We start from the raw sequence: 26,959 nt of genomic DNA, 5'->3' as shown, positions 1-26,959 counted from the left end.
ATTAACACTCCCCCGTAAATATTTTATACATATTTTCAACAGTTTTAAGATCCTCATTGCTTTGGATTTTAGGCATATCCAATCCAAATCTAGACGATATTTCTACGATTAAATTCACCATTTGTAAAGAGTCTAAGTCTAGATCATCACGAAACGAAGATTGTCTTTCAATTTTCGTGACTGGTACATTTGAAAGCTCTGAAATAAGCTGACAGTATTCTTCAAAACTCACTTCGTTTCCTCCTTGTTTTCTAGAAACCAATCAGTTGCAATTTGACGGATTTCTGGAAGTTTATAATTACAGCAGTGACCTTCATCCTCAAACTCCAAAAATCGTTTCCCCTCAGGTAAATATTTATACAAGTCATAAATGTCTTTATCAGAAACCATGACATCTATCTTGCCATGTACTAATAAAACAGGACTTTGGTAGGTTAGTCGATCATATGCTGGAAGAATATTTTCTTCTTCTAATATAAATTGAGTCCTTTCAATAAAGTAATCTGGCAACTTAATATCTTCCGTTAAAAATCCAGGTGATACAGCTGTTACTTTATTTACTTTTGGGTTACAGCTACCGTATATAGACCATGCTGCACCTGAACTAGTTCCAAATAAATTAATTGGGTAGTGCGGGAATTTTTCTGTTGCATAGTCTATCAATTTATCGACAAATCGTTCCCAAAGACATCTCGTACCTTGCACTCCCATATAAGTAAACGTTTGGCCTTGACCAGGTCCATCAAAACTTACCGTAATCAAACCTTTGTTTACAAAGTCCATTTCATATGAAAACAATTCTTCTTTTGTTGAATCCAATGGGTTAATAATGATAACTAATCCTTTTGGATTTGTCGGGATTCTCACTCTTCCGAAATAAAGCGAACCTTCTATTTCAAAAAGATCATAGCTTGTCTTAATTTCAGAAAGTTGATCAGCTTTATGAAAATTCATCACACTTTTATTTAACCAATCTAACTTTTCATCACTATCTTCCGGAATTAGCCATTGTATCAAATGGTAGTACAGGCCTGCAGTTCGATATTTTAATTCTGCGTCCACATTTTGATTCATTGCTTCTAATACTTTTGCTTCCGTATGTTTTTGAATGGCAAGATTTTGCCAGCTATTGATCCATTGTTCCTTTGTTAAAATCGATGAACGTATTTTTGCTAAGTCATCGATTTCAACTCCATGCACGATCCATCGATCCCAAAAGCCATCAAATAAATTAGCTGTTAATAGTGTTTTATCAATTGTCGTCATTAATTGTTTTTGCTTATTAACCTGTTGCATCAAATTTCTTCTCCTTCTCTTTGCTCGAGTCAAAAGTCAAGATAATGGTTGAGCCTGTTTGAGAGGTATGCAGTGCGACATGCTTTGCCATCTTCATCATTAGAGTAAACCCTTGTCCCATTGATTTCTTCGTTGAGTATCCAGCCAATAAAGTCATCTGCGGCAAATCACTTAACAAAAAGCCTGGCCCCTTGTCTTCAATCACAAATCGAATTTCATTATTCTCAACATTTTCAATCAGAGTCATCTTTCCTTCTTCAGCATGTTTGATCGTGTTCGTAATGGCTTCTGATAGAACAAGTAACCAACTCATGATTTGCGTTTTGGCAAGATCTTTCGATTCAAGACTTTCTTTAGCGCGATTTCTACATTTAGGGATATCTGAACGGTTTTTTATCGTCCCTTCACAAAAAACGTCTCCTGCTATATATCCGTTTATTTCATCTTTTCTTAATAGCGTAAACTTACCTTGCGTAGCCGCTAAAATTACATCACGATAAACTTCCCACTTACCCTCATCAGGATGCCGCGATAATTTCGACATTTCATGTTTTTTGTCTGATGGATCAGGGACACGAAATAAGTCTTTTTTATAGATTTCAAAAGCTTTCAGCATAGCATTTTGAGTCTCATTCTCTACGTCTAATTGATTAATTTGAAGTGGAATGTCTTCATTTTGTTCACTCCACTTCAACATAAGCTCACTTAAAAAGAGAACAAGTTCATTTTCATTATCTGGGTTATGAAATGTTTTTTTGGAAAACGATAAGTAAAACAAATAATCTCCTTGAGTCCTATCAGTCCCTAACCCAACGTATTTAGACAACTTCTTCGCTAGAAATCCCCTTTTCGTCATACTATTTATGTCTGTGAATTCCAACTCAGAGGGGAGAGACATGACAGGTTGGTCATTTACTTTTGAAAAATCCTTAAAAACTTTACCAAATAGCCGTCTCACGGTAGCCCCTCCCTATAAAATACCTTGAGGTGGCATGATGGTAATTTCATCAATAAATGCCCCTGGCGGTTGAGTAATTAAATAAACTAAATGCTTTGCAACAGTATTTGTCGGAATCATCTTTGTGGTGTCGAGATCTGTTTCGATATCGTCCCAAAAACTACTACTTACGGAACCTGGAATGACAGATGTAACCTGGACACCTTTCCCACGTAGCTCAGTCTGTAGCACTTTCGTTAATCCTACTACACCAAATTTCGAAGCTGAGTACCCTCCGCAGCCAGGTAATGCGGTTGTTCCAGCAATTGAAACTAAATTTAAAATATGGCCTTTCTTTAGTTCAGCCATATGTCTACCAAAATGTTTGCACGTAAGATATGTCCCGCGTAAATTGATAGAAAGCATATTATCAAAGTCCTCAGTTGACGAATCTACGATACTTTCAAATACTCCAACCCCAGCACTATTAATTAATACATCCACTTTGCCGAACTGATTAATTGCTTGTAAAAAAAAGTTTTTAACTGATTCCTCGTTCGTGACATCAAGTGGAAGTTCCAATGCATTTCCATTCAGCGATTTGGAATTGCTACGACTTCCTAATACCAGGTTTGCTCCTAACCCCTGAAGCAAAGTTGCTGTTTCCTTCCCAATCCCTTTACTAGAACCTGTAATTGCAATTGTTTTTCCAAATAAGGATTTACTAGTCATCCTGCTTATTCCATTTCCGGACCGTAATATTCGAAATAATTCTTTTCCGTTTCAAATAATCCAATTTTGAATAGATTCCTGAGTTTCGGAGAGAGAAGATTCCAAATAACGATTGTCATATTTTCTGAGGTTGGATTTAATTCTTTAAACTCTTCGGTATCTAAATTCAGATTCTTATGATCGAACTTTTTCATAATTTCTTGTTCAACTATCTGGTCAATATCAGCAAGATTCGAAACCATACCAGTTATCGGATCAGGCTTCCCACTAACTGTTACCTCTAGATAGTAGTTATGACCGTGACCATAGAGGTTATTGCATTTCCCAAAGATTTCACGGTTTTCTTCATTACTTAGTTGATCGCTATGCAAACGATGTGCAGTACAAAAATGATATTTTCGTGTTAATCGAACCAAAGTCGATTCCTCCTTTTCAGCATATAAGAAATCATTTTCTCGCAAACGAATTTTATGAATTTGACAATTATCAATCTTTCCATCCAACGAATTCCATATATATGAAATGATATTCTCTGTTGTCGGCATATGAGTTTCGAAATAATGAATTTCTTTATTTAAAAACTTTCCATCTAATTCTTTTTGGACAAAGGATTTTACAACTTTATCGATATCCGTAATATTCACAACAATCCCAGAATCATTGTTTAACTTTCCTTTGACCATCACTTCAAGGATGTAATCATGTCCATGTCCATGTGGGTTACTGCATGGCCCAAACAGCCTTTGATTCTCCTTTTCACTCCACTCATCAACTCGATAATAATGAGCGGCCGAGAAATACATCTTACGTGATAAATAAAGCATTGGTAACATACCTCCTAATTTCGTAGCAGAGACCTTTCAAATTCTTCCGCTAACGCAGTATTTTCTTTAAAGACGCCCTTTTTTATTGTAGTTACAGTAGAGCTACCCGGCTTCTTTATTCCTCTTGCACACATACAAAGATGCTGTCCCTCGACGCTAACAATCACGCCTTCAGGGCTTAATACATTCATAATGGCATCAGCAATTTGTTGGGTCATTCTCTCTTGTACCTGTGGTCGTTTCGACACCAATTCAACAAGTCTGGCAAATTTACTTAACCCAACAACTCGTCCATTCGGAATGTAGCCAATATGCGCCTTTCCAAAGAACGGAATCAGATGATGTTCACAAAATGTGTAATATGTAATATCCTTCACAACAACCATTCCTTCATAGTACTCTTCAAACGTTGTTGTTAACGCCGTTTCCGGATCAATTCCAACCCCCGCAAAGACTTCTCCAAACATTTTGGCAACTCGTTTCGGCGTATCCATTAATCCTTCACGATTTGGGTCTTCACCAATTAACTCCAAAACAGAACGGATATGTTCCTCAAGTAACCCCTTCTTTATTTCAACTGTCATAATATAAATCTCCTTTTTAAATGAGTATAGATTAGTGAAACCTTCCTCAAGGTTGTCCCCTTATAAAGCCATACGTACCCTAACGTGTACAAATCGAATACCGCAGACGCAGCACCAAAAAAAAGCCCACCAAAAGGTTGGTGGGCTAAGAAATAGCAGTAAATAGATCTATTTAAAAAGAACTACTCAGCTTGCAAATCCTATTTTATCCAATCCTTTTCGGTAACCCGGCTGTCATAGCTATTCTTTCCATAGCCTTAGACCCGTGGCTTTGCGTCCTTATCTTTCAATAAGTTTGCCATTATCGAAGGTGTTTCTAACTATATCTATCGTCATGATTTTAAATATGTTAATAGCACATTAAAAGTAAGTCCTCTGTCAACGTAAAACACAACCACCCAATTACATAGTGCAGTTCATAACAAGGAAGTAAATTCATTAACTAACTATCTATATTTCACCGCATACATCGTGACCTAGTGAGAGGTTCAGTCACCCGACAGCACCTTTATTTATTCAGCCGTCTTTTCAAATCAGAACTTCCCATTTTTATTTCATTATCGAATTTAGGTTTAGTTGGGGACCAAATTTAATACCTCGTCTTTTTTCCATTTTCCCAATACTAGTTTTTCTTTTTTATTTAGCGTACCATTACTTTCCTTTTTCAACATATCTATAGCGTTGAGCCTTATGCTACGAAGCCCCTTGTTATATTCAATACAGTTTTTTAGTGGTTTTATTTTTGGAGAAAGATATACTTTCCCCTGAAGAATAACAACTTTACACTCATGACATCCTGCTAACCAACCAACCTTTTTCCTGATCCGAAATCATCATAATATAGTCAGAAGGTGGTTCTATTGTATCACACTATTCATTTATTGATAGTCCTTTAGAAAAACGTTCATGCAAATCCCCTCCATTCTAATGTAATTGGCTGGACCAAATGAGACAATGCTGGTCTATTTAAAAAAACAAAACAAGCATTGAATCACCGTTTAAAAGAATAGGAGTTTGCAAAAGATAAAATTATTAGACTTAAGGTAATTTCGTAATTGTACACTTTTACGAACTGAACAATTTAAATGAAATTCATATTAGAAAATCGTTCGTTAAAATGTAGTATCACTTTTGAACGTTCACTCGTTTATTTGGGACTTCCCGAACGAAATTGTACACTTTAAGAGACAAACCACACTCAAACACTATGCTCATGTTGTTAAGGAGCTTGATACGGAATCTGTTAACAGGACAGTACAGCTATATGAGGACATGGCTAGTACTTCGAATGTGTAAAATTTTTGTGAAATGATTTCACTTCCTTTCATTCCTGAACATATTCTATGAAAAACAAATAATGACCGTAAACGCTGTGCTATCAACGTTTACGGTCATTATTTTCACTTCTTATTGAGTTAACTTTTCATCTAACAGACAGACGTGTATATATGCCAAAATACGTTGCTGTTACAGCCTTTATAAGTATCTTGTGTTGTATTTGTGTTGCGTTTAAATAAATCCTTCAGAATTTCTCTGCGTAATTAATATCCAAAATCTCATCAACTACTCATCGTTCTTCTGCAACCAGTCATTTAGCCAGTCGACCTCTTCCTTTGATAAATCGACCTTGTTTTCATCATTATTTATTACATTATGCCAGTTAGCCTCTTCCCATTTTAAATAATCTTCCCAATCACAGATAGCTTTTCTCGCCTTCTCTGTTTCCAACTGCTGCTTTGTCTTGAAAGGAATTATCTCAGCCAATGTACACACCCCATCACAGCTTTTATATTCCTTCTATTTTATAATAGTGGATTTAGAGTAGCAAAAAATTTCTTCAACTAAGCACCCGTTAGTTTAAGTACATTTCTTCACACACTTATAAAACCACTTCATTTATAAGACTGTTTGTATCCTTTAAGAAATTCACTGTTAGTATTTCTCTATCTTTATTTTCACCTTTATTTTTTTTTCGCTAGTTGTTACTGTATTTGTTTCAGAAACATTCTTAATAGAATCTTCAACTATTTGTTGAATCAACGTATCATCAATTTTTGCATCCTTCGGGGAACCTACTGAAACTGTTAATTCATCAGTACCACCATCTATCATTATTGTTAGTGAATCACTTTCAAGCTCCGTTTGCTCTGTAATAGATACTATTATTTCATTTTTTAATTCTGATATTAAATTTGATATTCCATCATTCTCCACGTTTCCTTGAGAAAATACTAATTCCTGCTCGCTTTCTAATACCTCGGTTGTATTACATCCAATTAACAAGATTGAACACAATACAATTCCAATTATAGCTTTTTTCATCACTTCTAAATTCCCCTTTCAAAAATAAATTCACATACCACAATAAGTTTAACGTTATATATTGGCAAATGTTCCAAATTTAATAAAAATACTGTTCAACTAAACTGCCCTGTTAGTTGAACAAGAATGAGTTGATATCTCCACAATCCAGTAAAAAGGAGTATCATTTATTTTGAATTATAACTAAGATTATTGAAAGCCTGAATTATAAGTGTCGGCAATATTAAGCAACTAATCCAACGATTAAAAGGACTCCAAGTACGAAAAACACTTTTTTATAGCGTGCGCAAAAAGATTGGATCGTACCCAGAATGGCACATTAAAAAATTAATACAAATAAAAATCAAACTTTCATCAATCGGCAATCGTCTAATGTTATAAAGGGAGGAAATGAAATGGATAGCTATTCACTTGAACAAACGAAACTACTTTCCTATGAAACAATCATAGATGAACTAATGACCGATTACGGCCAAGATATATTACAACTTGTTATGCAATATGTACATAACCTTTCTGTTGCGGAGGATTTAACACAAGAAATATTTGTAAAGTGCTATAAGGCATTGCCAACCTTCCATTTTAATTCCTCAATGAAAACTTGGTTATGGCGCATTGCGATTAATCATTCAAAGGATTATTTACGAAGCTGGTACGCAAGAAATGTTGACGCGACTGAAGAAGGTCTTTTCACACGAGTGAAAAGTGGAGATTGTGTCGAGCAGAAGGTTATTCAGCAGCAACAATTTGATGAACTAGCACGAGCTGTATTCGCTCTACCGGTAAAGTACCGCGAAGTTATTTATTTGTGCTATTACGAGGAGCAATCGATGAAGGAAATGGCAGACGTCTTGCAGCTAAATGAAAGTACCGTGAAGACGAGGTTGCGGAAAGCAAAACAACTATTAAAGAAACGATTGGAGCGTGAATAAGGTGGAGGAACGTTTGAAAAATTTAAAAAAAGCTGTCGATCAAACCGCCTTTAACAAAGTCGAATTTTCGGCTAAGCATCAACAACAAATACACAAACAACTACAGGTATTGCCCTTAAAACAAACAATGTTATCTATGCTCACGGAAGTAAAATCAGGCGTTGAGTTAACGCAAATGCTACATGTAGGCGGTGTTGAGCAAATTGTGGATAACGAAGGGCTTATCTACTCGATTTTACATGAAGCTGAACAGCAGGGTTGGCTTACTGCAAGGTGGGAAAATGGCGTGAAATACTATCAATTAACGCTGCTTGGTAAAAAGCAATTACAGGAAGGTGGCGCGCATGTAAAGCTATCAATCAAGGAGCAAATTTTGGGGGTGCACATGCATGTCGAATAAAGAATTTCTACAGCAAGTAACGAGCTATATCCGCTCAAAAGAAGCGCGTGGCTACGTAGAAGAAGAATTACAGCATCATCTACTGCAATCCAAACAAGCTTGGATGAACAAAGGTTACTCACCAAAAGAGGCTGAGCAAAAATCGATTGCTGAAATGGGATCTGCTTCACAGCTAGGGAAATCGATGGACAAAATTCATCGGCCAAAATGGGATTTTTGGTTAATTAGCGGGGTAATCATGTTGATTGTTGTCAGCTTTGTGCCTATTTTAACGACCGATTTTAATCAGCAATTTGGGGCAGATATGACACGTCACTTTGTCGAATATAAAGTTGTTCATATTGTTTTAGCCATTGCGTTAATGGCGATGTTAATGTTTATTGATTACCGTAAATTACAACGCTTTAGTATGCTCATATATGGGGTTGCACTGTTGTTATTAATTGTTTTATTGTTTATGCCGAATATCTTTTTTAATGGCGAGGCAATGTTTAGAATCGGCCCGATTCTCATTCAGGCGTGGACGGTACTACCGTTGTTATTAGTAGCGTTTGCAGGATTTTTCACTGAATATAAATTGAAAGGTTGGCAGCTAACTGGGTTATTTATACTTCCGCTATTCTTTTTTATGATGCTACCGAATCTTACTGTAACGCTGCTATATATTGCAGTTGTAGCTGTATTGTTCAGATTTAGTTATTTCACAGGAAAAGCGAAGCGTAATGTATTTTTAGTTGTAGGGGGAATTGGATTAACGGTATTGGCGTATAGTGTATTTGCCTATCACTATTTACTTGCGCCCTATCAAAAAGTCCGCATCGCGGCATTTTTACATCCTGAATTATATGCAGAATCAGCAGGTTACATGATGCTCCAATTAAAAACAGTACTTGCGGCGGCTGGTTGGTTTGGCACGGAAACGAATTACTATGTTCCCGAAGCACATACTGACTTTGTATTAGTACAGCTTATTCAAGCGTATGGTTATGTTGCAGGAATCTCAGTCATTATTGTCATATTCGCTATTGCGCTACGTATTTTTTGGATGGTAGGCACAATGCCACAATCATTTGGAAAATTACTCGTTATAGCAGCCGTTACACTATATTGTTGCCAAAGTATTTACTCGATTTTCATGGTGTTTGGTTTCTTACCACTAACAGGAGTGCCGTTGCCATTTATTAGCTACGGGATTACACCATTACTGCTAAATGCCTTTTTAATCGGCTTAGTGTTAAGTGTCTATCGTCGAAAATCGTATATCGGAAAACGGATAATTTCAGCATAAAGAAAACCATCAATCGGGGCTATCTAAAACAGCCAAATCCGTTTTGTGATTTTTAAGGAATTGGCAACGTGTTTGCTCACCAATTTCCTCAAATAGACAATTGAGATTAACTCAAATTCTGTTCGGGTCTATTATAATTCTAAAAAGGAGACACTAATTCAAATATGAATTGTGTCTCCGAATAGTTTGTTATATGATGTTTTCCCTCAACAACGAACCTTTTACCAATGATCAGCTTTCATTCCTTCAAGATTATTTCTCATATAGTAAAAGCTTTGAAGCTACCTTATATTGAACAGATTCTAACTTTCCCCTTTCTATAAATTCCCCCATAAGGAAAGTATCCCAATTGTCAGATGATCGTCTGACAATTGGGATGCAATTTATGATTAGGGATATTCTTATGGGCCGTTTTAATTTTCGAATCTAGTTTTTGAAAGAATCGATGCTTTATCCGAACGCTTCCGTTTCTTCTCAACTGGAACTTGTTCCTCTTCCGAATGTGAACTATCAGTTACAGCGTTTTCTTGCTCCCGAATGATTGTGTCATAATCTATTCTAATCCATTTAACAAATGAAGCAATCATTAACAACATGATAAATACTAACGGTAATGCAGTAATGATGGATAGTGTCTGCAACGCTTCTAACCCATCGCCGTACATCAGAACGATTGAGATACTAGTCAACAGTATTCCCCAAAACACACGGTACCAGCGAGCAGGCTCTTCGTCAGCTTGTAAGTTTTGAGAAGCGACATCTGATAATGTATAGGCTGCAGAGTTAACGGTCGTCGCAAGGAAAATCGCTGCCACAAGCAAGTACAGGACAAGCACAATACCGCCCAACGGAAGTGCATTCAACGACGCAAGAATGGCTGCAGGAGCACCCTCATTTTGAAGAATGTCCAATACAGGGACGAGACCTGTCATTTCGAAGAACATACTCGTGTTACCGAAGATCGCGAACGCCAGCCAACATCCTAACGTACCGCCCACCAATTGCCCAACAATAAGCGATTTAATGGTTCTCCCCTTAGAAATTCGAGCAGCAAACATACCTGTAAATGGTGCGTAAGAAAACCACCAACCCCAATAAAATAATGTCCACGACTCACTAAAACCAGATTTTCCGACTGGATCAGTATAGAGACTCATCCTAAAGAAGTTTTGAAACAACACACCAACGCTTTCTGAAAAACTAGCAACGATAAAGGCCGTCGGACCGAAAATGAAGATAAATACGGCAATCGCCATATATAAATACAAATTCCAGTCACTTAACAGCTTTAACCCCTTCTTCAGTCCGAAATAAAGACAGATTGAGAAAAAAACCATTAACGATACGACGATACCTAAATTCAGTGTAAGCGTTTTCTCCACACCGAACAAATGATGGATTCCTTCTGCCAAGAGCGGTGTACCTAATGCTAAAGAAGTTCCAATTCCACCAATTAGTCCAAACATGAAGCAAATATCAATGATTTTTCCTACAAGCCCGTCTGCACGATCGCCGATAATCCCACGGCATGCCGTACTTAGTCTGAAGGACGTATGCTTCTTAATATAGACAGCGTACGCAATCGGGATTGACGGAACACAGTAAATTGCCCAAGCTGAGAACCCCCAATGGAACATGCCATATGTAGAAGCAAAACTGGCCGCTTCCACACTCAGAGGATCGAGTCCGTAGGGTGGGCTTGAATAGTAGTAAGCCCATTCAATAATACCCCAATACATAATCCCAGAACCGATTCCAGCAGTAAAAATCAGTGCTAGCCAGCTAAACGTAGAAAACTCGGGCTTGCCACTACCTAACTTTACTTTTCCATACTTACCGAATGCAATCCAAAGTAAAAAACCGAATATACCCAAACATGCCCATAAATATAAGGGTCCAAAATTAATTGTAATCGTATTCAAAACTGTGTTTAAAAAAGCAGTTCCCTTTTTTGGATTTATCAAAATCGGAACCGTTAATAGTGCCACCAATGCCAATGCGATACTCAAAATCTGTTTGTCAATCGTATTTCCTCTCATGCATTCACTCCTAGTTGATCTCTCTCTTCTAGTTAACCGAATCATGCATTAATTTAAAAATTTACAACTATACTATCGGCGCGAAAAATCACACCGATAGTATAGTTACTTATACAGTAGCAGGCATCATTTCTGCAATTATGCCGACCAAACGATCTCCGACTTCAGAGGTAGAGGCAGTCCCTTTCATATCTGGTGTTAATGTCGTGTTCTCGATTAGCAATTCTTCAATTGCGTCTACAACTAATCTGCCATAATTCTCGTGTCCAAAGTGGTCTAGCATTTGACTAGCGGACCAAATAGAAGCTAATGGATTTCCAATACCCTTTCCGGCTATGTCCGGTGCAGAACCATGAACTGGCTCAAACATGGACGGGAACTCACGCTCCGGATTCACATTCGCACCCGCTGCAAGGCCAATACCACCTGCCAAAGCAGCCCCAATATCCGTCAAAATATCACCGAATAAATTCGATGTAACGACGACTTCAAATCGTTTTGGATCTGTGATCATAAGCATCGCTGCCGCATCCACGAGATAAGAGGCCGTTTCCACTTCTGGATATTCCGCGCTTACTTCTTCAAAAACCTGATCCCAGAAAACCATTGAATAGTTTAAAGCGTTTGCTTTACTAATACTTGTTACGCTGTGTCCATGTTTTTTCGCCGTTTCAAATGCGTAACGAATAATTCGCTCCGTCCCTTTACGTGAAAAGACACCATTTTGCAACACAACTTCATTTTCTTGGCCTTTGAATAACCAGTCACCAGCGCCAGAATATTCCCCTTCGGTATTTTCACGGATAAACAACATGTCAATATCCTCACGATTTACATCTGTTAATGGGCAATGTGCACCTTTCAATAGCTTCACCGGACGGATATTCACGTATTGATCAAAACTCTTACGGATGATCAATAATAAATCCCATAAGGAGATATGATCGGGAACACCTGGAAAACCAACAGCACCCAAGTAGATCGCGTCAAATTGTTTTAATTGTTCAATACCGTCTTCCTCCATCATTCGACCATGCTCGGCGTAATATTCACAACCCCATGGAAAATGTGTAAAGTTAAACTCGAAACTACCGTCTAGTTCTGCTACTTTGTGGAGTACTTTAATTCCCTGATCAATTACCTCAGGACCTATGCCATCCCCAGCAATTACAGCAATTTTATATATTCTTTTCACGTTTTTTCACCCTTATCCTTGATTCCAAACAATGAGTTTTAACTCTGTCATTTCTTCAACAGCATACTTAATCCCTTCACGACCTGTCCCACTATCTTTCAATCCACCATATGGCATTTGATCAACCCGGTACGTTGGTACGTCATTGATCATCACACCACCGACTTCCAGCTTTTTGGCGGCGTATAATGCATGTTTCACATTATTTGTATAGATGCCCGCTTGTAAACCGAATTGGGAGTCATTCACAAGGACCACCGCTTCTTCAACAGAAGCTACTTTGTTCACAACAACAATCGGCGCAAAAGCTTCATGGCATGATACTTTTAAGCATGAATCCGCATCTGTGATGATCGTCGGTTCAAGTATACCATCCTGTGCTTCCCCACCTGTAAGAATTGTTGCATTACTCTGTTTCGCCTCTTCAATCCAACCCAGTGTACGTTCCAGTTCGCCAGGTGTAATTAACGAAGAGATATACGTTTCCGAGTCGAGCGGATCACCCATTTTCAATTGTTTCGTTGCTGCCACGAATTTCTCGACAAACTCATCGTGTCGATCTTCGTGAACATATACGCGTTGTAAAGAGATACACACTTGCCCTTGGTTCGAAAACGCACCCATAACACAACGGTCAATGATTTCGTCGATTTCAACGTCCTTGTCGATAATTAAAGCGGAATTTGAACCGAGCTCCAATGTCGTTTTTTTCAAGCCCGCTTTATTGCTAATGCCGATGCCGACGCGTGGACTCCCTGTAAATGTCACCATTTTCACACGGTCATCTTCTACCATCGCTTCCCCGACAACACCGCCAGGACCTGTTACAACATTCAGAACTCCTGCTGGTAATCCAGCTTCCTCGAACACTTCTGCAATGAATAGAGCCGAAAGTGGCGTTTGTGAAGCTGGTTTCAATACAATTGAATTACCCGCTGCAATCGCAGGTCCAACTTTATGTGCAACCAAATTTAATGGAAAGTTGAACGGCGTAATTGCGCCAATGACACCGATAGGCTCTTTCATCGTATAACCAATTCGTCCTACACCGCCGCTTGCCGCATCAAATGGAATCGTTTCGCCGTGAATTCGCTTCGCTTCCTCTGCGGAGAACTTGTACGTCTCAATTGTTCTTGCCACTTCTGCCCGTGCAAATACGATTGGTTTTGCCGATTCCGTGGAAATGATGGTTGCAGCTTCTTCAGCTCTATCCGTTAAGATTTTTACAACATCTTCTAGAATTTGCGCTCGTTGATAAGCAGGCATTTCGCCAATAATATCTTTTGCTTCATATGCAGCTGTAATGGCTTGTTTTGTCAACGTTTCATCTGCCATCGCAATATCAGCGATTTGTTCACGTGAATACGGGGAGTAAAGTGGAGCGTAATTTGCTGTCTCCACTTTTTCACCATTAATCAATAAATATTTTTTCGTTGTTCGATCGAGTATCTTATTCATCGAGGGCCTCCAATACCATTTCGTGGAATTGCACAATTGCTTGTTCTGATTGAGAGAAACGTCCTCTGTTAAATGCACGAGAGCGGAAGCCGATTTGCTCCAGTTCAACAAGCTCAATATCCTCTGAACGAACTTGTTCAGCAAATGTCATCAAGTCTTTTTCTTCTTGGGAAATCTTATCCAAGCTATCTTCACGGAAGTAATACGTGTAAACAGCCATTGTCGTTTCGTGATCGATTGGAATCATTTCAATCGACGCCATATTCCCTGGTCCAGGATAGAACGTTAACATGAGGTTCGGCCATAGCCAGAAGAACGAACCGCCTTGCATTTCCGCCTCATTTAGATCGACTTCACCGTATTGTTTGTCCGGCTTCACAATAGATCCCTGGAATGAATAGTTCTCACATGTAATGATTTGGTAGTCATCCATATCCAATGTATCAACAAAGCTTGGGTGTGCAACATGACAGTGATCACACTCTAGGTAGTTATCGATAAAAGCTTTCCAGTTTGATTTAAAAGTACGTGTCTTACGGTGAGTACGTTTTAAATCACTTAAAAATTCGAACTTGCTTAAGCGGTCAAAGAAATCTCCATAAGACTCGCTTAGCGGCTTGGCATCATCATCCAAGTTAACGAAAATTAAAGACTCAAGTACTTCCATTCTGACAGATCGCAAGCAAGCATCCTTGACACACGCTTCTTCTTCTCCACGGAAGTTTGGTGCTTTGTTCAACTTACCATCTGTTTTGAATGTCCAGCCATGATACATACATTGCAAAATTTTCTTTTTACCAAATTCATTCTTTTCAAGCTTTGTTGCACGGTGTGGACAAACATTATAAAATGCACGCAACACTTCGTCTGTCCCACGCATGATGATAATTGGCTCGTCCATCACTTCAGCTGTGAAAAACTGCCCTGCTTTTTCTACTTGGCTTACATGACCGACAAGATGCCAGGTCTTGTCAAAAATGAGCTCTCTTTCTTTTTCTAATATTTTTGGATCTGTGTACATGTCATATGTCATTGTTCTTTCAAACGTCCTGTTTGTCGCATTTTGCACTTTGTTATAAGCCATTTTTCCGTCTCCCCTAACTCTCATTTTAGTTTTTAAATTGTTGTATCTAGATTTAACTCGCTTCGACCCTTTGACAATTAAATGGTGTGTCAGACATCTTAATCGAGTCTGTTGGACAACTTTCTATAGCATCTTCCAAATCCTCAATTAAATCTTCGGGTACTTCCGTAATGCCCTCATTGCCATCTAATAACGCATAGGACAATCCATCCTCTGTGTATTCAAACAGATCTGGAGCATTGGGATTACAGGCACCACAGGCAATACAAGTACTACGATCTACCATTGTGTATGTCGCCATCAGAAATCCTCCTTATAATTAAATCTAGACACTTACCTGATCTTTTTTCTTTTTCGTTTCTTGTTCTCCCATAACGGATGTACTATGAAGTGGTTGTACTTTTGCAGTCGGATCAATATAGACTTTTGCATTGCTGACAGCAACCGGCGCTTCACCAAACCCGCTTGCAATAAGTTTTACCTTTCCGTCATAGGTGCAAATATCTCCTGCCGCATAAATGCCTTCAATATTTGTTTCCATTTTTGAATTCACAACAATTGAGTTCTTATCAATTTCCAAGTCCCATGTTTTAATCGGTCCTAAGGATGAAACGAAACCGTAGTTCACAAGAACATCATCTACTTCAAGTTCCAGTTGTTCACCATTTTTCGTTTCTTGAATGATAACCCTTTCAATTTTCTCATCACCTACGAGCTCGACCGGAACGTACGGAGTGACAATGTCGACTTTCGATTGCTGTAAAAGCTCAACACTATGCTCATGAGCACGGAATTTGTCCCGTCGATGGACAAGTGTCACTTTTTCGGCAATCGGTTCTAGCATTAATGCCCAGTCGACCGCTGAATCGCCGCCGCCAAATAGCACGACTTTTTTATCTTTAAATTGGTTCATATTGTTTACGAAGTAATGAAGGTTCGTATTTTGGAATTTGTCTTCTCCAATAATATTCATTTTCCGCGCCTGGAAAGCCCCATTCCCCGCTGTAATAATAATCGTTCGCGTATAATGAACACCTTCGTTTGTCGTTAATTTAAAAATACCGTTATCACCTTTTTCAACTTCTTCGACAGACTCTCCGAGACAAATTGTCGTTTCGAATTGATTCATTTGCTCGATGAGTTGATCCACAAGCTGTTGAGCCCCGACCTTTGGGAAACCGGCAATATCGTAAATATATTTTTCCGGATAAAGTGCGGATAATTGCCCACCTAATTGGGGTAAGCTCTCAATAATTTTTACTGATGTTTGACGCAATCCTGCATAAAAAGCAGTAAATAATCCTACTGGTCCACCACCAATTATTGTTATATCCATAACTTCAGAATGATTCATAACTTTGCCTCCTTGTTTGCTTTGGTGTTAAAACCGATTGCTCTTGATGACGTGATCTTTAAAAATGCATATCTTAATCACGTTGTTAAATAGTTATGCAACTTGCATGCCAAGTTTCAAAAAATCGTAAAATTCTATCTCAATCTCCTATTTCATTTAAAAACGTGCTATAATCTATTCAAAATTGACTCACAAAAAAATGTGTTTTTCCAAAAATGACTCAACTAACCTTAAAGGGGTGGTTTCATGCCAGAGAATGAAAAGTTAAAAAATAGCGATTTAACATTAGAGTCCTTTTTGAAAATATTGGATTATTCTTCTGATGAAATTTATGTAGTCGATCGCGATACGCGTATTGTCTATGTAAATAAAAATTGCGAAAAGCACTATGGTCTAAAAAAAGATGATGTCCTTGGGAAGTTAAATAATGAATTTTTGGATCAAGGCTATTGGGCACCTTCCGTCCTTCCAGAGGTTTTTGAAAAGAAAGAGCCCGTTTCTATACGACAGCAAACCTATATAGGCGCAGAGCTATTAACGAGAGCATTTCCAATTCTCAATGAGGATCAAGACATTGATTATATTGTCATTACGTCTACCGAAATCCAAGTTTTTAACCAAATGATTACAATGAAAAAACAACAAATCGAAGAAGCCCAAAATCACGAGCTGCACAATATTATCATTGCAAACGATGAAAAATTCAGGAAAATCTTACAATTTTGCGAGAAAATTGCTCCGACCGACTCCACCGTTTTAATTCACGGAGAATCAGGTACAGGAAAAGGGGTCATTGCCCATCATTTACACAATATTAGTAATCGAAAAAATGGACCCTTTTTAAATGTTAACTGTGCAGCAATTCCTGCAGAACTGTTAGAATCCGAATTATTTGGTTATACGAGCGGATCCTTTACAGGGGCCAATAAAGGTGGAAAAACAGGTCTATTTGAGACGGCTGATACTGGGACTATCTTTTTGGATGAAATCGGAGAATTGGCGTTGCCGTTACAAGCGAAAGTATTGCAAGTTATACAAGATAAGCAATTTATACCTATTGGGAGCAATACGAGTAAAACGGTTGATATCCGAATTATTGCTGCAACCAATCAAGATTTGGAGGAAATGATTCGAAATAAAACATTCCGGGAGGACTTATATTATCGTCTAAATGTGATTGATATTCACATGCCGACTTTAGCAGAGAGAAAGGATGATATTATTCCTTTGACGTATCGATTTTTAAATAAATTCAATAGCAAATACAATGTAAACAAAGCGATTTCCGAACATTGTTTACAAGTACTTTACCATTATTCTTGGCCTGGTAATGTCCGTCAGTTGGAAAATTTAATGGAACGCCTAGTAATTACGAGTGACTCGATCATTGAGGTAACCGATTTACCGCAAGTAATTACAGAAGAAGTGAAGGAAGTTCCCGAACTTATGCATCCTAATTCACTCGACAATGCAATCACCGAAGTTACTCGAACATTAATTAAAAAATCATATGCAAAACATGGGTCGACTCGAGGCGTTGCAAGCGATTTAGCTATCAGCCAATCGAAAGCCTCTAGGTTAATTCGCGAATTTTGTTCAAACGAGTGATTTACATACAGTGACAAAAAGGAAAGACTGGTCCTTATCAAAAATTGACAAAGAGGGGCCTTTCAGTTGTAAAGGAGGACAAGCATTAAACTAATTCAATCATCAAATGGCAAGAATTTGTTTATCGCAACAAGAGTAGTTAATTTTCTAAATTCCAAGGGCGTTTCTACTATTGATATAGGAATGGCAATTCACCCGGATATACTCATGTTGTTAAGGAGCTTGATACGGAATCTGCTAACCAGACAGTACAGTTATATGAGGACATGGCTAGTATATTGAATGTGTAAAATGATTTCAGTTTCTTTCATGCCTGAACATATTCTCAAAAAACAAATAATGACCGTAAACACTGTTATATCAGCGTTTACGGTCATTATTTTCGTGTTCTCTTTTTTATCTAAAAACGTCCCAGGCAGGAATCGAACCTGCGACCCACAGCTTAGGAGGCTGTTGCTCTATCCCCTGAGCTACTGAGACAAAGGAAAGTACCTTTCTATTATAAAGACTAGATCTGCTTAGGGCAACAAATTTATTCTCCCATCTCTATATAAATCGTATGACAAAGTGTTTTATACACATATTAGGGTATAAGAGAAATGGATAAATATCTAAGGAGGATTTGACATATGGAAAGAAGTTCTTCTACAGAAAGATTTCAGCCTTTAACTTCTGTATCGAGTGGACAAGGAGTAGAAGTTGCTCCTGACCTCTACTGTTATACGGTTCAGATTGTTAATGTTGTCTTTTACGGCTATCCGGGAGAAGGAAATGACTGGGTGTTGATTGACGCGGGAATGCCGAAGTCAGCTGAAAGGATTAAGGAAGAAGCAGAAAAGAGATTCGGTAAAGATAACCCTCCAAAGGCCATTATCCTGACACATGCACATTTCGACCATATCGGAGGATTGATTGACCTATTGGAGATTTGGGATGTGCCGGTATATGCCCATGAATTAGAGCTACCTTATATTACCGGCAAAAAGAATTACCCTGAGCCGGATACAAGCGTTGAAGGAGGCATGGTTGCCAAGTTGTCATTCATGTTTCCCAATGAAGGCATTGACATCGGGTCAAAAGCTCATGTTCTTGCAGACGATCATACAATCCCGTTCATGCCAGGCTGGAAATGGATCCATACACCTGGACACACTGAAGGACATATTTCGATGTTCCGAAATGATGATCATGCCATGATTGTCGGCGATGCTTTCGTAACAGTCATACAGGATGAGCTATATAAAGTGTTTACTCAAGAAAAAGAATTAGGAGGTCCTCCTCGCTATTTGACACCCGATTGGGAGACAGCGGAACAGTCGGTTGAAATTTTAGCTGCATTACATCCGAGTATTGCCATTACGGGTCACGGAGTCCCAGTCGAAGGTCAATGGTTGGAGGAGAATCTGAATAGATTGGCGTCAGAATTTAAATCGCTTGCGGTTCCCGATCACGGAAAGTTCGTGGACGACTCAAAATAAAATCAATGGTTCATTGTCCCGGCTCCATCTTTCTTAGTTTCATGTCATATTTTAAGACATATCAGACAAGCTAAGAAAAAAGATCCATGAGGAGGTCGGGTAATGGACAAAGTTGAACGAAGAATTACGAAACGGAATGAAATTGAGTCGTTGAACAAAAAGTACTCAAAACAATTCCATGAATTCGCTTCGTTAGGCGATTATAAGGAAGCCATGATTAATGCATACAGGAAGACCCAACAGGAACAAAAAGAAAAAGATGAATCAAAAACGAACTAATAACAAAGACGACGTCTCGATGTAATTGACAAAGAGACGTCTCTTTTTTCATTTTCAAAATAAAGCTGGAGCAGTCAATCCGACAATAAAGACAACGATTACAGTTAGAATAATAATTGGAAGGAAGATGACCAAAGCAGCCTTCCACGCTGAAAATTGATGAACTTCGGAAATTGTTGCTATAACGACGACTAGTGACCAAATGCTGACAATAACATTAATGATTAACGAAATGACGAGCCATACAGATTGGCCAATCGAGAAATCATAATCGCTTATAAAATTGCCTTGACCTAAAATGAGCAGGTTCGGAATCCAAACGATACCACCGACTACGATAATGATTTCCGAAACGGCGTATGCCGTTCTAGTTTGCTCATATGTTCCCATCCCACCCAGCATCATTGAAAACAGATGATAAATGCCTGAGGCAATATAGAGGCCCAGTATTCCAACAATAGGTCCCACAATTAATGCAACTAATAATATGGCGGCGATATTCCATGACTCAACTAAATCATTGTCTACTGCCTGATCGAGTAAGTGGATAACCCCGGAAATAGCAACAATGAAAAGAACAAAGCTGCTAGATTTGCATTCCATGACATGTTGGACTGTTTTTCTTGGGTGAAGCCATACAGAAGTCCACGGGTTAACTTGTTGACTTTCATTTTCGTCATTATCAATGTTCTGCAACGAAATCTCACTCCCTATTATTCTTATTCTTCCTTATTCATACATACGTATAAGAAGTAATTTCGTTTCAAGAATAATAGGAAATTTGATTTTACTTATTAAGCCCTTTGCCAACACCTTTAAGGAAATCCAATCCGTATTTCACTGCACGATTTATATGTGGGTCGTTAAGCGCTGTCATTACTTGCAAAATGGATACTTTATCGCCATTTCCTTTATACAGCTCGGCTTCCTCAATCCCCTTTGAAATGCTATCCTTCAATCTTTCCGTAATTTCTGGATTGAGTGTTGTTAAAAGACCTGTCGCATTCATTATATTATTGATGAGATTCGTCATCGGTTCCCGCGAAACTTGAGCGACAGCGATGCCTGCAATCTCATCTTTCGCCTTCACCATTGCAGTCATCGCATCCAGCACGCCTGCATTGTCCAATTCGGCGGTAATTTCAATGATTTTCTGCAAGGATTGTTGCTGTTCTGTAAGGAGGGATTGCAGTTCATTCAGCTTCTGATATTGCAATTCCTCCGCCGTAAGTTCTTTTCTTTTAATAGAAGTAATTGGCGCTGCCATCGAAATCACCCTTTCTCCACTTGATCTGTCAGATGCTCATAGCCAGGTCTTGCCCACTTCCGCTCGACTTCGACTCCATCTTGAGGATGCCGTTTTTTATTCCGGTGATTACTTGCCGGCAATGGATTCTCGCCTTCCTTACGCAAAACTTCCATCCGAACTTTAGCTTGTTTAAAAGCAGGCGTATTTGTTCTCTGATCCACCGCTGTGCCAGTCAAAAAATTGATGGCCGATTCTTTTTCGACTGAGTTCATCGGAAGGAATAATTCATTCCCTTTTACCCGATCTGTCACTAAAGCCGGCAATCGAAGGGCTCCGTACGGTGACACGAGTCTTACTAATGAGCCGCTAAGTACGCCCCTCTCCTTCGCAAGTTCCGGTGATACTTCCACGAAGATTTCAGGGACTTTTGATTGGATTCCTTCAGATTTGTTCGTCAAGTTCCCTTCATGGAAGTGTTCAAGCATCCTTCCGTTATTAATGTGCAAATCGAATTCATCATCATAACGGACAGGCTCCACCCAATCGGATAAAGCGAACCTTGCTTTTCCATCAGAGAAATTGAAACCGTCGACATAGAGTAATGGAGTGCTTTTCCCGTCAAGGCTCCCCCATAAAAAACTATCCCAGTTTTCCATATTGCTATAATCTGCTTGGCTAAATAATGGCGAAAGGCTGGCCATTTCAGCGAAAATTTCGCTAGGATGTGAATATTTCCAATCCGCTCCCAGTCTTGTAGCGATTTCCTGGACAATCCACCAATCAGCCTTTGCATCCCCTAATTCCGGTAATGCTTTATATAATCGCTGAACTCTTCTTTCTGTGTTTGTAAATGTCCCGTCTTTCTCCAAGGAAGGTACCGCTGGCAGAATTACATCTGCGTATCTTGCAGTCCTCGAGAAGAAGATATCTTGGACTACCAGAAAATCGAGTTTGGATAAGACGTCATGTACATGATTCGCATTAGAATCGACAAGCGCCATGTCTTCTCCGACGATATACATCGCTTTCATAATTCCTTCGTCGACCGCATGCAGCATTTGGATATTATCCAATCCTGGCTTATTGCCAATTTCCACTCCATAAGCACGTTCGAACTTTGCACGTGCAGACTCATCGGTCACATGCTGATAACCTGGCAGCCATCCGGGGAGCGTTCCCATATCACATGCGCCCTGTACATTGTTATGGCCACGAAGCGGATATGCCCCTGCACCTGGTCTGCGATAGTTGCCCGTTGCAAGAAGTAAATTGGAAATCGCAGCGGAAGTGTCCGATCCGCCAGTATTTTGAGTGACTCCCATTCCCCATAAAATACATGTTCCATCAGCGTCGCGAATCATTTCAGCTGTCCTGACCAACATTTCTTTCGGTACTCCTGTCACGTGCTCAGCAAAATCAAGCGTATATGTTTTCAAAACATCTTTGAACTCTTCAAAATGGTGGACATTTTCACGTATAAATGCCGCATCATGCCAGCCTTTGTCAATCATATATTTTGTCACTGCCATAAGCCATACTTGGTCAGTTCCCTGCTTTGGGCTAATGAAAATATCCGAACGCTCCGCCATTTCATGTTTGCGTAAATCAGCAACGATCAATTTCTGACCATGTAGTTTATGTGCCCGTTTTACACGCGTGGCAAGAACCGGATGTCCTTCAGCTGGGTTCGCTCCAATGATGATTACAAGACCTGCCTTTGCAATATCCTTAATTGTTCCTGCGTCCCCACCCATTCCAACTGTCCTGAATAAGCCGTCGGTCGCTGGCGATTGGCAATAGCGTGAACAATTGTCGACGTTATTCGTCTTAAACACTTGCCTTGCGAGCTTTTGAATAACATAGTTCTCCTCGTTGGTAATTTTTGAGGATGAAATGACACCGACACTATCTTCTCCATACTCTTTATGAATCGTTCCTAAACGCTCGGCTACTAAATCCAAAGCTTCCTTCCAACTCGCTTCTACGAAAGAATCCCCTTTCCGGATAAGCGGTGTTGTCAGCCTCTCTTCACTATTGATGAAATCCCATCCGAATTTCCCTTTGACACAAGTCGAAATCGCATTGACGGGTGCTTCAGAAACCGGTTGGATCTTCAGGATTTTACGATCTTTCGTCCAAACTTCAAAGGAACACCCGACCCCACAAAATGTACAGACTGTCTTCGTTTTTTTCGTCCTCGTATCGCGCATCGCAGCTTCCGCATCCGAAATTGCCATGATCCCACTGTATCCGGGTTCGACGTCTTTCACCAAATCAATCATCGGTGTCAAAATCTCTTCTTTCATCCCGGTCATGAATCCGGCTTCTCCCAACATGGACTTTTCCATCAATGCATTGCAAGGGCAGACAGTGACGCAATGGCCACAGCCTACACAGGAAGAATCATTGATTTTCGCTCCCCCATCCCATAGTACAATCGGTCGATCCCTTTCCCAATCGATGCTTAGCGTTTCATTCACTTGTAGATTTTGACACACTTCCACGCACTGGCCGCAAGCGATGCATTGGTTAGGGTCATAACGATAAAATGGATGAGTGAAATCGACGCTGTCTTGCGTACATTTAGGTTCATATGGATACTTCTGTTCCTCGATACCCATCATGTCGACGGTATTGTGGATTTTGCAGTTGCCGTTGTTGTTATCACAAACCGTGCAATATAGTAAGTGATTTTCAAGGATACGATCCATCGCTTCCGTTTGCGCTTCTTTGGCGCGATGAGAAGACAATTGCACATCCATTCCTCGTTCAGCTTTAGTAGAACACGCACGTACAAGGCGTCCATTCAATTCCACAATACACGTATCACATGTTTCTATCGGATCCACTTCAGGCAAATAACAGATTTGCGGATGTTCAATCTGCTGTTCATTGACCACTTGTAATATTGTCATGCCGTCCCTGAACGGAAATGCCTTTCCATTAATCTTGATTGACATGTAAATGCCTCCTTTGAGATTAAAAAACCACCATAGACAAATACACCTGCTAGTAGGTGTGCTTGTCTATGGTGGAATAGTCTAGTAGCAGAGCTTGCTAAATAACCAATCCGAATGTAAAGTAATGGAAGGATAACACCGGTGCAGATTCATACCCCGATATCATACTTATTAGTATTATAGAATAGAAGAACAGACTATTCAATAGATTTCACGGATTAGTGCAAGGCAATTCACATTGTTTTGAAAAGGAGTATGGAGGATGTCTAAAAGAATACATGACTTCAATGACATTATTAGAAGGTTGAGAAAAGAACTCTTTGGAAAAGGCCCGGAAAGGATTTCAACAATATTCATCGACAATATGGCAATCTCGACGCTTTACGGTAATTTAACACCTACAGAAAAATTCATCGCAGGGACACGTGAAGGTAAAGAGATGGTTCATTCCGCCAGAACAAAAATGATACAAGAAGTGTATGAGGAATCCCCTCCCGAGGGTCTTGAAGAAGTAGTAGGAGCGAAGTTCCTCCATCTATTTTCAGACATTAAATTAGAGGATGATATTGCAGTATCTGTATTTTTGTTTGACAGAATCATTGATCAATGAAAGGAGAACAATTATGAACCGGATTCAAAGTCGGTCCATTTACCGATTTGCCAACGGTGGGTTTGAACAAAAGACGGATGACGTCGCAACCGAATACCCGATAACTATTAAATTGAACGGTAAAGAGTTATTGACAATCGTCTGTACGCCCGAACATGTAGAGGATATGGTTGTCGGATTTCTTGCATCCGAACGGATTATCTTACATTATCAAGACATTGAGGAAATTCGGTTGGAGGAAGAAGCGGGCTTAGTCCATGTACAGACAAGAAGAACATTCCCATTTTACGAACAGCTCCAAAACAAAAGATATATTACATCATGCTGCGGAATGAGTAGACAAGGGTTTGTATTCGCCAATGATGCACTCACAGCAAAACGAATGTTGCAAAGGAATGTAGTATTAGCACCTAAGGACTGTTTTACGTTAATGGAAAAGATGGATCAAAAAGCTGATTTGTTTCAACAAACTGGCGGAGTTCATATTGCTGCACTTTGCGATCCAAAAAATTTCATGCTGACTAGAATGGATATTGGGCGTCATAATGCACTCGATAAAATTTATGGATATTGTTTAAAAAAAGATATCTCTGTTAAAGACAAGGTAATTGTCTTTAGCGGCAGAATATCTTCAGAGATATTATTGAAGGTCGCAAAAATCGGCTGTGAAGTCGTCCTCTCAAAATCCGCACCGACAGAACTGGCAGTCAAGTTAGCAGATGAGTTAGGAATAACGGCAGTGGGATTCATTAGAGGTCAATCATTCAACGTGTATTCGCATCCTGAAAGAATTGAATTATGACTTTTCTATGTTTTTAGATTATATATAATATTTAGTGACAAACCCAAATGATGATGGTACTATGACAGGAATATGACAAATTATGTATTTTCTCTCGCATTGATATTCCAGTTGAATGAGAACGCTTACATTCTACAATTGTAATTACTAAACGAGAGAATGATTTCTTTGTCATACTACTTTATTATCAAAGGGAGATGTGGAAAGTGAAAGGAAAATTGAAGAAAACAAAGAACAGATGGTTAATTGCCGCCTCTGCTGTTGGGATTCACATTTCAATCGGCTCCGTGTATGCCTGGAGCAACTTTACCAACCCGCTCATCGACGAATTTGGATGGTCCACAAGCCAAGTACAATTGACATTTAGTATTGCAATCTTATTTCTAGGTCTGTCCGCTGCATTTCTGGGCCACTTCGTTGAAAAGCATGGCCCACGTAAAGCAGGGCTGCTTGCGGCAACCTGCTTTGGAATCGGCGTCATGGGTGCTGGTTTTGCTGTAAGCATGTCCTCACTAACGCTATTGTATATTTTTTATGGGGTACTAGGCGGTATTGGTTTAGGTGTAGGGTATATCGCTCCAGTTTCCACACTTGTGAAGTGGTTCCCCGATCGGCGTGGTCTTGCAACAGGAATGGCAATAATGGGATTTGGCTTCGCTGCTGCAATCAGTAGTCCGATAATGGAAGCACTCATTAATTCTGTTGGTCTTCAAAACACCTTTTATATCCTTGGAGCTTCCTACTTATTAGTTATGATCGCCTCTTCCCTATATCTTGAGAAACCTGAGGAAGGCTGGGCGCCTGCAGGTTATGTGAAGAAATTAGAGTCCGGAAAAGTCGAAGCAAAGGTAGACTTGGCACAATTGACAGCGAACGAAGCTGTCAAGACCAAACGATTTTACTATCTATGGATGATGCTATTCTTAAATGTCACTTGCGGAATCGCCATCTTGTCGGCGGCCAAGCCTCTAGCTATCGAAAGTATTGGAATGACTACAATACAAGCTGCTGCACTAGTTGGCGTGCTAGGCCTCTTTAATGGCTTTGGACGGCTAGGCTGGGCATCCATTTCCGATTACATTGGCAGAAGACATACGTACACGGCATTTTTTGTTATTCAGGTAGTATTATTTTCTCTTCTTCCCTTCACAACAAACGCTCTTGCTTTCCAAGTAATGCTCGCCGTGATCTACACTTGCTACGGCGGTGGTTTCTCATGCATACCTGCATATATCGGTGATATTTTTGGAACAAAGCAACTTGGGGCAATTCATGGATATATATTAACAGCCTGGGCAGCGGCGGGCATTGCCGGACCGATGTTTGCGGCCTGGATGAAAGACACGACTGGAAGTTATGAAAGCAGCTTGCTCTTTTTCGCCGGACTATTTGCCGTTGCATTGGTCATTTCAATCTTAATTCAATTTGATATTAAAAAAGTAAAGGCTGAACAGCATAGTAGCAAACAAGCAAATGTAGTACAAACTGCGAAGAGCGTCTAACATTAGAAATAAGAAAACCGCTATTC

Annotated in this window: 26 protein-coding genes, 1 tRNA gene and 1 riboswitch; of the genes, 9 read left to right on the top strand and 18 right to left on the bottom strand. The window is 39.4% G+C overall.

Annotated elements, in window-relative coordinates:
- Nucleotide 1 precedes the first annotated feature (1 nt).
- The 8 genes from AB1K89_RS00375 to AB1K89_RS00340 form a co-directional block, all read right to left on the bottom strand.
- Nucleotides 2-232, bottom strand: coding sequence for an acyl carrier protein (locus tag AB1K89_RS00375; RefSeq protein ID WP_413052853.1), 231 nt, complete (start codon nucleotides 230-232; stop codon nucleotides 2-4).
- Nucleotides 229-1,296: an alpha/beta hydrolase family protein gene (locus AB1K89_RS00370; RefSeq protein ID WP_413052852.1), complete on the bottom strand. Its 1,068-nt coding sequence runs from the start codon at nucleotides 1,294-1,296 to the stop codon at nucleotides 229-231. Before AB1K89_RS00370 ends, AB1K89_RS00375 begins: the two co-directional genes overlap by 4 nt.
- Nucleotides 1,283-2,254: an ATP-binding protein gene (locus AB1K89_RS00365; protein ID WP_413052851.1), complete on the bottom strand. Its 972-nt coding sequence runs from the start codon at nucleotides 2,252-2,254 to the stop codon at nucleotides 1,283-1,285. The genes AB1K89_RS00370 and AB1K89_RS00365 overlap by 14 nt, the downstream gene beginning before the upstream one ends.
- Before the next feature lie 12 nt (nucleotides 2,255-2,266).
- The gene (locus tag AB1K89_RS00360; RefSeq protein ID WP_413052850.1) at nucleotides 2,267-2,965 is read right to left on the bottom strand and encodes an SDR family oxidoreductase; all 699 of its coding nucleotides are present in this window, start codon (nucleotides 2,963-2,965) and stop codon (nucleotides 2,267-2,269) included.
- 5 nt (nucleotides 2,966-2,970) lie between these two features.
- Entirely contained in the window at nucleotides 2,971-3,789 is an 819-nt protein-coding gene (locus tag AB1K89_RS00355) for a 6-carboxytetrahydropterin synthase (RefSeq protein ID WP_413052849.1), read from the bottom strand.
- A gap of 14 nt (nucleotides 3,790-3,803) precedes the next feature.
- Entirely contained in the window at nucleotides 3,804-4,373 is a 570-nt protein-coding gene (folE, locus tag AB1K89_RS00350; protein WP_413052848.1) for a GTP cyclohydrolase I FolE, read from the bottom strand.
- 218 nt (nucleotides 4,374-4,591) lie between these two features.
- Nucleotides 4,592-4,683, bottom strand: a riboswitch (cyclic di-GMP riboswitch).
- A gap of 1,253 nt (nucleotides 4,684-5,936) precedes the next feature.
- A complete protein-coding gene (locus AB1K89_RS00345; protein WP_413052847.1) occupies nucleotides 5,937-6,137 on the bottom strand; it encodes a hypothetical protein in 201 nt (66 codons plus the stop codon).
- A gap of 168 nt (nucleotides 6,138-6,305) precedes the next feature.
- Nucleotides 6,306-6,695, bottom strand: a complete 390-nt coding sequence (locus AB1K89_RS00340; protein ID WP_413053417.1) for a topoisomerase — start codon at nucleotides 6,693-6,695, stop codon at nucleotides 6,306-6,308.
- Nucleotides 6,696-7,090: 395 nt separating this feature from the next.
- Here AB1K89_RS00340 and AB1K89_RS00335 point away from each other — a divergent pair, with 395 nt between their 5' ends.
- The 3 genes from AB1K89_RS00335 to AB1K89_RS00325 are packed head-to-tail and all read left to right on the top strand — an operon-like array spanning nucleotide 7,091 to nucleotide 9,315.
- Complete coding sequence (locus tag AB1K89_RS00335; RefSeq protein WP_413052846.1) at nucleotides 7,091-7,627, top strand: sigma-70 family RNA polymerase sigma factor; 537 nt, start codon at nucleotides 7,091-7,093, stop codon at nucleotides 7,625-7,627.
- Between the two features lie 13 nt (nucleotides 7,628-7,640).
- Nucleotides 7,641-8,027 carry a helix-turn-helix transcriptional regulator gene (locus AB1K89_RS00330; protein ID WP_413052845.1) on the top strand — a complete coding sequence of 129 codons (387 nt, stop codon included), beginning with the start codon at nucleotides 7,641-7,643 and terminating at the stop codon, nucleotides 8,025-8,027.
- Nucleotides 8,017-9,315 (top strand): FtsW/RodA/SpoVE family cell cycle protein, encoded by a 1,299-nt coding sequence (locus tag AB1K89_RS00325; protein WP_413052844.1) that lies wholly within the window; start codon nucleotides 8,017-8,019, stop codon nucleotides 9,313-9,315. The genes AB1K89_RS00330 and AB1K89_RS00325 overlap by 11 nt, the downstream gene beginning before the upstream one ends.
- A gap of 413 nt (nucleotides 9,316-9,728) precedes the next feature.
- On the opposite strand, the gene AB1K89_RS00320 is transcribed toward AB1K89_RS00325, so the two are convergent.
- The 6 genes from AB1K89_RS00320 to AB1K89_RS00295 form a co-directional block, all read right to left on the bottom strand.
- Nucleotides 9,729-11,354 carry a BCCT family transporter gene (locus tag AB1K89_RS00320; protein ID WP_413052843.1) on the bottom strand — a complete coding sequence of 542 codons (1,626 nt, stop codon included), beginning with the start codon at nucleotides 11,352-11,354 and terminating at the stop codon, nucleotides 9,729-9,731.
- A gap of 109 nt (nucleotides 11,355-11,463) precedes the next feature.
- A complete protein-coding gene (locus AB1K89_RS00315) occupies nucleotides 11,464-12,549 on the bottom strand; it encodes a tartrate dehydrogenase (protein ID WP_413052842.1) in 1,086 nt (361 codons plus the stop codon).
- A gap of 12 nt (nucleotides 12,550-12,561) precedes the next feature.
- Nucleotides 12,562-14,007, bottom strand: coding sequence for an aldehyde dehydrogenase family protein (locus AB1K89_RS00310; RefSeq protein ID WP_413052841.1), 1,446 nt, complete (start codon nucleotides 14,005-14,007; stop codon nucleotides 12,562-12,564).
- Nucleotides 14,000-15,091, bottom strand: a complete 1,092-nt coding sequence (locus AB1K89_RS00305; RefSeq protein WP_413052840.1) for an aromatic ring-hydroxylating oxygenase subunit alpha — start codon at nucleotides 15,089-15,091, stop codon at nucleotides 14,000-14,002. Before AB1K89_RS00305 ends, AB1K89_RS00310 begins: the two co-directional genes overlap by 8 nt.
- Before the next feature lie 52 nt (nucleotides 15,092-15,143).
- Nucleotides 15,144-15,392: a ferredoxin gene (locus AB1K89_RS00300; RefSeq protein WP_381445124.1), complete on the bottom strand. Its 249-nt coding sequence runs from the start codon at nucleotides 15,390-15,392 to the stop codon at nucleotides 15,144-15,146.
- 24 nt (nucleotides 15,393-15,416) lie between these two features.
- Complete coding sequence (locus AB1K89_RS00295) at nucleotides 15,417-16,445, bottom strand: NAD(P)/FAD-dependent oxidoreductase (RefSeq protein ID WP_413052839.1); 1,029 nt, start codon at nucleotides 16,443-16,445, stop codon at nucleotides 15,417-15,419.
- A 246-nt stretch (nucleotides 16,446-16,691) separates the two neighbouring features.
- Between AB1K89_RS00295 and AB1K89_RS00290 the strand changes: the two genes are divergently transcribed.
- The gene (locus AB1K89_RS00290; protein WP_413052838.1) at nucleotides 16,692-18,053 is read left to right on the top strand and encodes a sigma-54 interaction domain-containing protein; all 1,362 of its coding nucleotides are present in this window, start codon (nucleotides 16,692-16,694) and stop codon (nucleotides 18,051-18,053) included.
- A gap of 407 nt (nucleotides 18,054-18,460) precedes the next feature.
- Here AB1K89_RS00290 and AB1K89_RS00285 read toward each other — a convergent pair.
- Nucleotides 18,461-18,533: transfer RNA gene (locus tag AB1K89_RS00285), tRNA-Arg, on the bottom strand.
- Between the two features lie 149 nt (nucleotides 18,534-18,682).
- On the opposite strand from AB1K89_RS00285, the gene AB1K89_RS00280 reads away from it, so the two are divergent.
- Nucleotides 18,683-19,531 (top strand): MBL fold metallo-hydrolase, encoded by an 849-nt coding sequence (locus AB1K89_RS00280; RefSeq protein ID WP_413052837.1) that lies wholly within the window; start codon nucleotides 18,683-18,685, stop codon nucleotides 19,529-19,531.
- Nucleotides 19,532-19,633: 102 nt separating this feature from the next.
- The gene (locus AB1K89_RS00275) at nucleotides 19,634-19,810 is read left to right on the top strand and encodes a hypothetical protein (RefSeq protein ID WP_413052836.1); all 177 of its coding nucleotides are present in this window, start codon (nucleotides 19,634-19,636) and stop codon (nucleotides 19,808-19,810) included.
- A gap of 54 nt (nucleotides 19,811-19,864) precedes the next feature.
- On the opposite strand, the gene AB1K89_RS00270 is transcribed toward AB1K89_RS00275, so the two are convergent.
- From AB1K89_RS00270 to fdhF, 3 genes are all read right to left on the bottom strand, one after another.
- A complete protein-coding gene (locus tag AB1K89_RS00270) occupies nucleotides 19,865-20,506 on the bottom strand; it encodes a YIP1 family protein (protein ID WP_413052835.1) in 642 nt (213 codons plus the stop codon).
- A gap of 91 nt (nucleotides 20,507-20,597) precedes the next feature.
- Complete coding sequence (locus AB1K89_RS00265; protein ID WP_413052834.1) at nucleotides 20,598-21,077, bottom strand: helical membrane plugin domain-containing protein; 480 nt, start codon at nucleotides 21,075-21,077, stop codon at nucleotides 20,598-20,600.
- Between the two features lie 5 nt (nucleotides 21,078-21,082).
- Nucleotides 21,083-24,019: a formate dehydrogenase subunit alpha gene (gene fdhF, locus AB1K89_RS00260; protein ID WP_413052833.1), complete on the bottom strand. Its 2,937-nt coding sequence runs from the start codon at nucleotides 24,017-24,019 to the stop codon at nucleotides 21,083-21,085.
- Between the two features lie 262 nt (nucleotides 24,020-24,281).
- Here fdhF and AB1K89_RS00255 point away from each other — a divergent pair, with 262 nt between their 5' ends.
- From AB1K89_RS00255 to AB1K89_RS00245, 3 genes are all read left to right on the top strand, one after another.
- A complete protein-coding gene (locus tag AB1K89_RS00255) occupies nucleotides 24,282-24,629 on the top strand; it encodes a Na-translocating system protein MpsC family protein (protein ID WP_413052832.1) in 348 nt (115 codons plus the stop codon).
- Nucleotides 24,630-24,642: 13 nt separating this feature from the next.
- Nucleotides 24,643-25,431 (top strand): formate dehydrogenase accessory sulfurtransferase FdhD, encoded by a 789-nt coding sequence (fdhD, locus tag AB1K89_RS00250; RefSeq protein WP_413052831.1) that lies wholly within the window; start codon nucleotides 24,643-24,645, stop codon nucleotides 25,429-25,431.
- A gap of 218 nt (nucleotides 25,432-25,649) precedes the next feature.
- On the top strand, nucleotides 25,650-26,933 hold the full coding sequence (locus AB1K89_RS00245) for an L-lactate MFS transporter (protein ID WP_413053416.1): 1,284 nt from the start codon (nucleotides 25,650-25,652) through the stop codon (nucleotides 26,931-26,933).
- The last annotated feature ends 26 nt before the right edge of the window (nucleotides 26,934-26,959 follow it).

The sequence above is a fragment of the Sporosarcina pasadenensis genome (assembly GCF_047228845.1).
Taxonomy (GTDB): Bacteria; Bacillota; Bacilli; order Bacillales_A; family Planococcaceae; genus Sporosarcina.
Note: the sequence above shows the minus strand (reverse complement) of the source record. Positions and strands in the feature narration are given on the sequence as shown.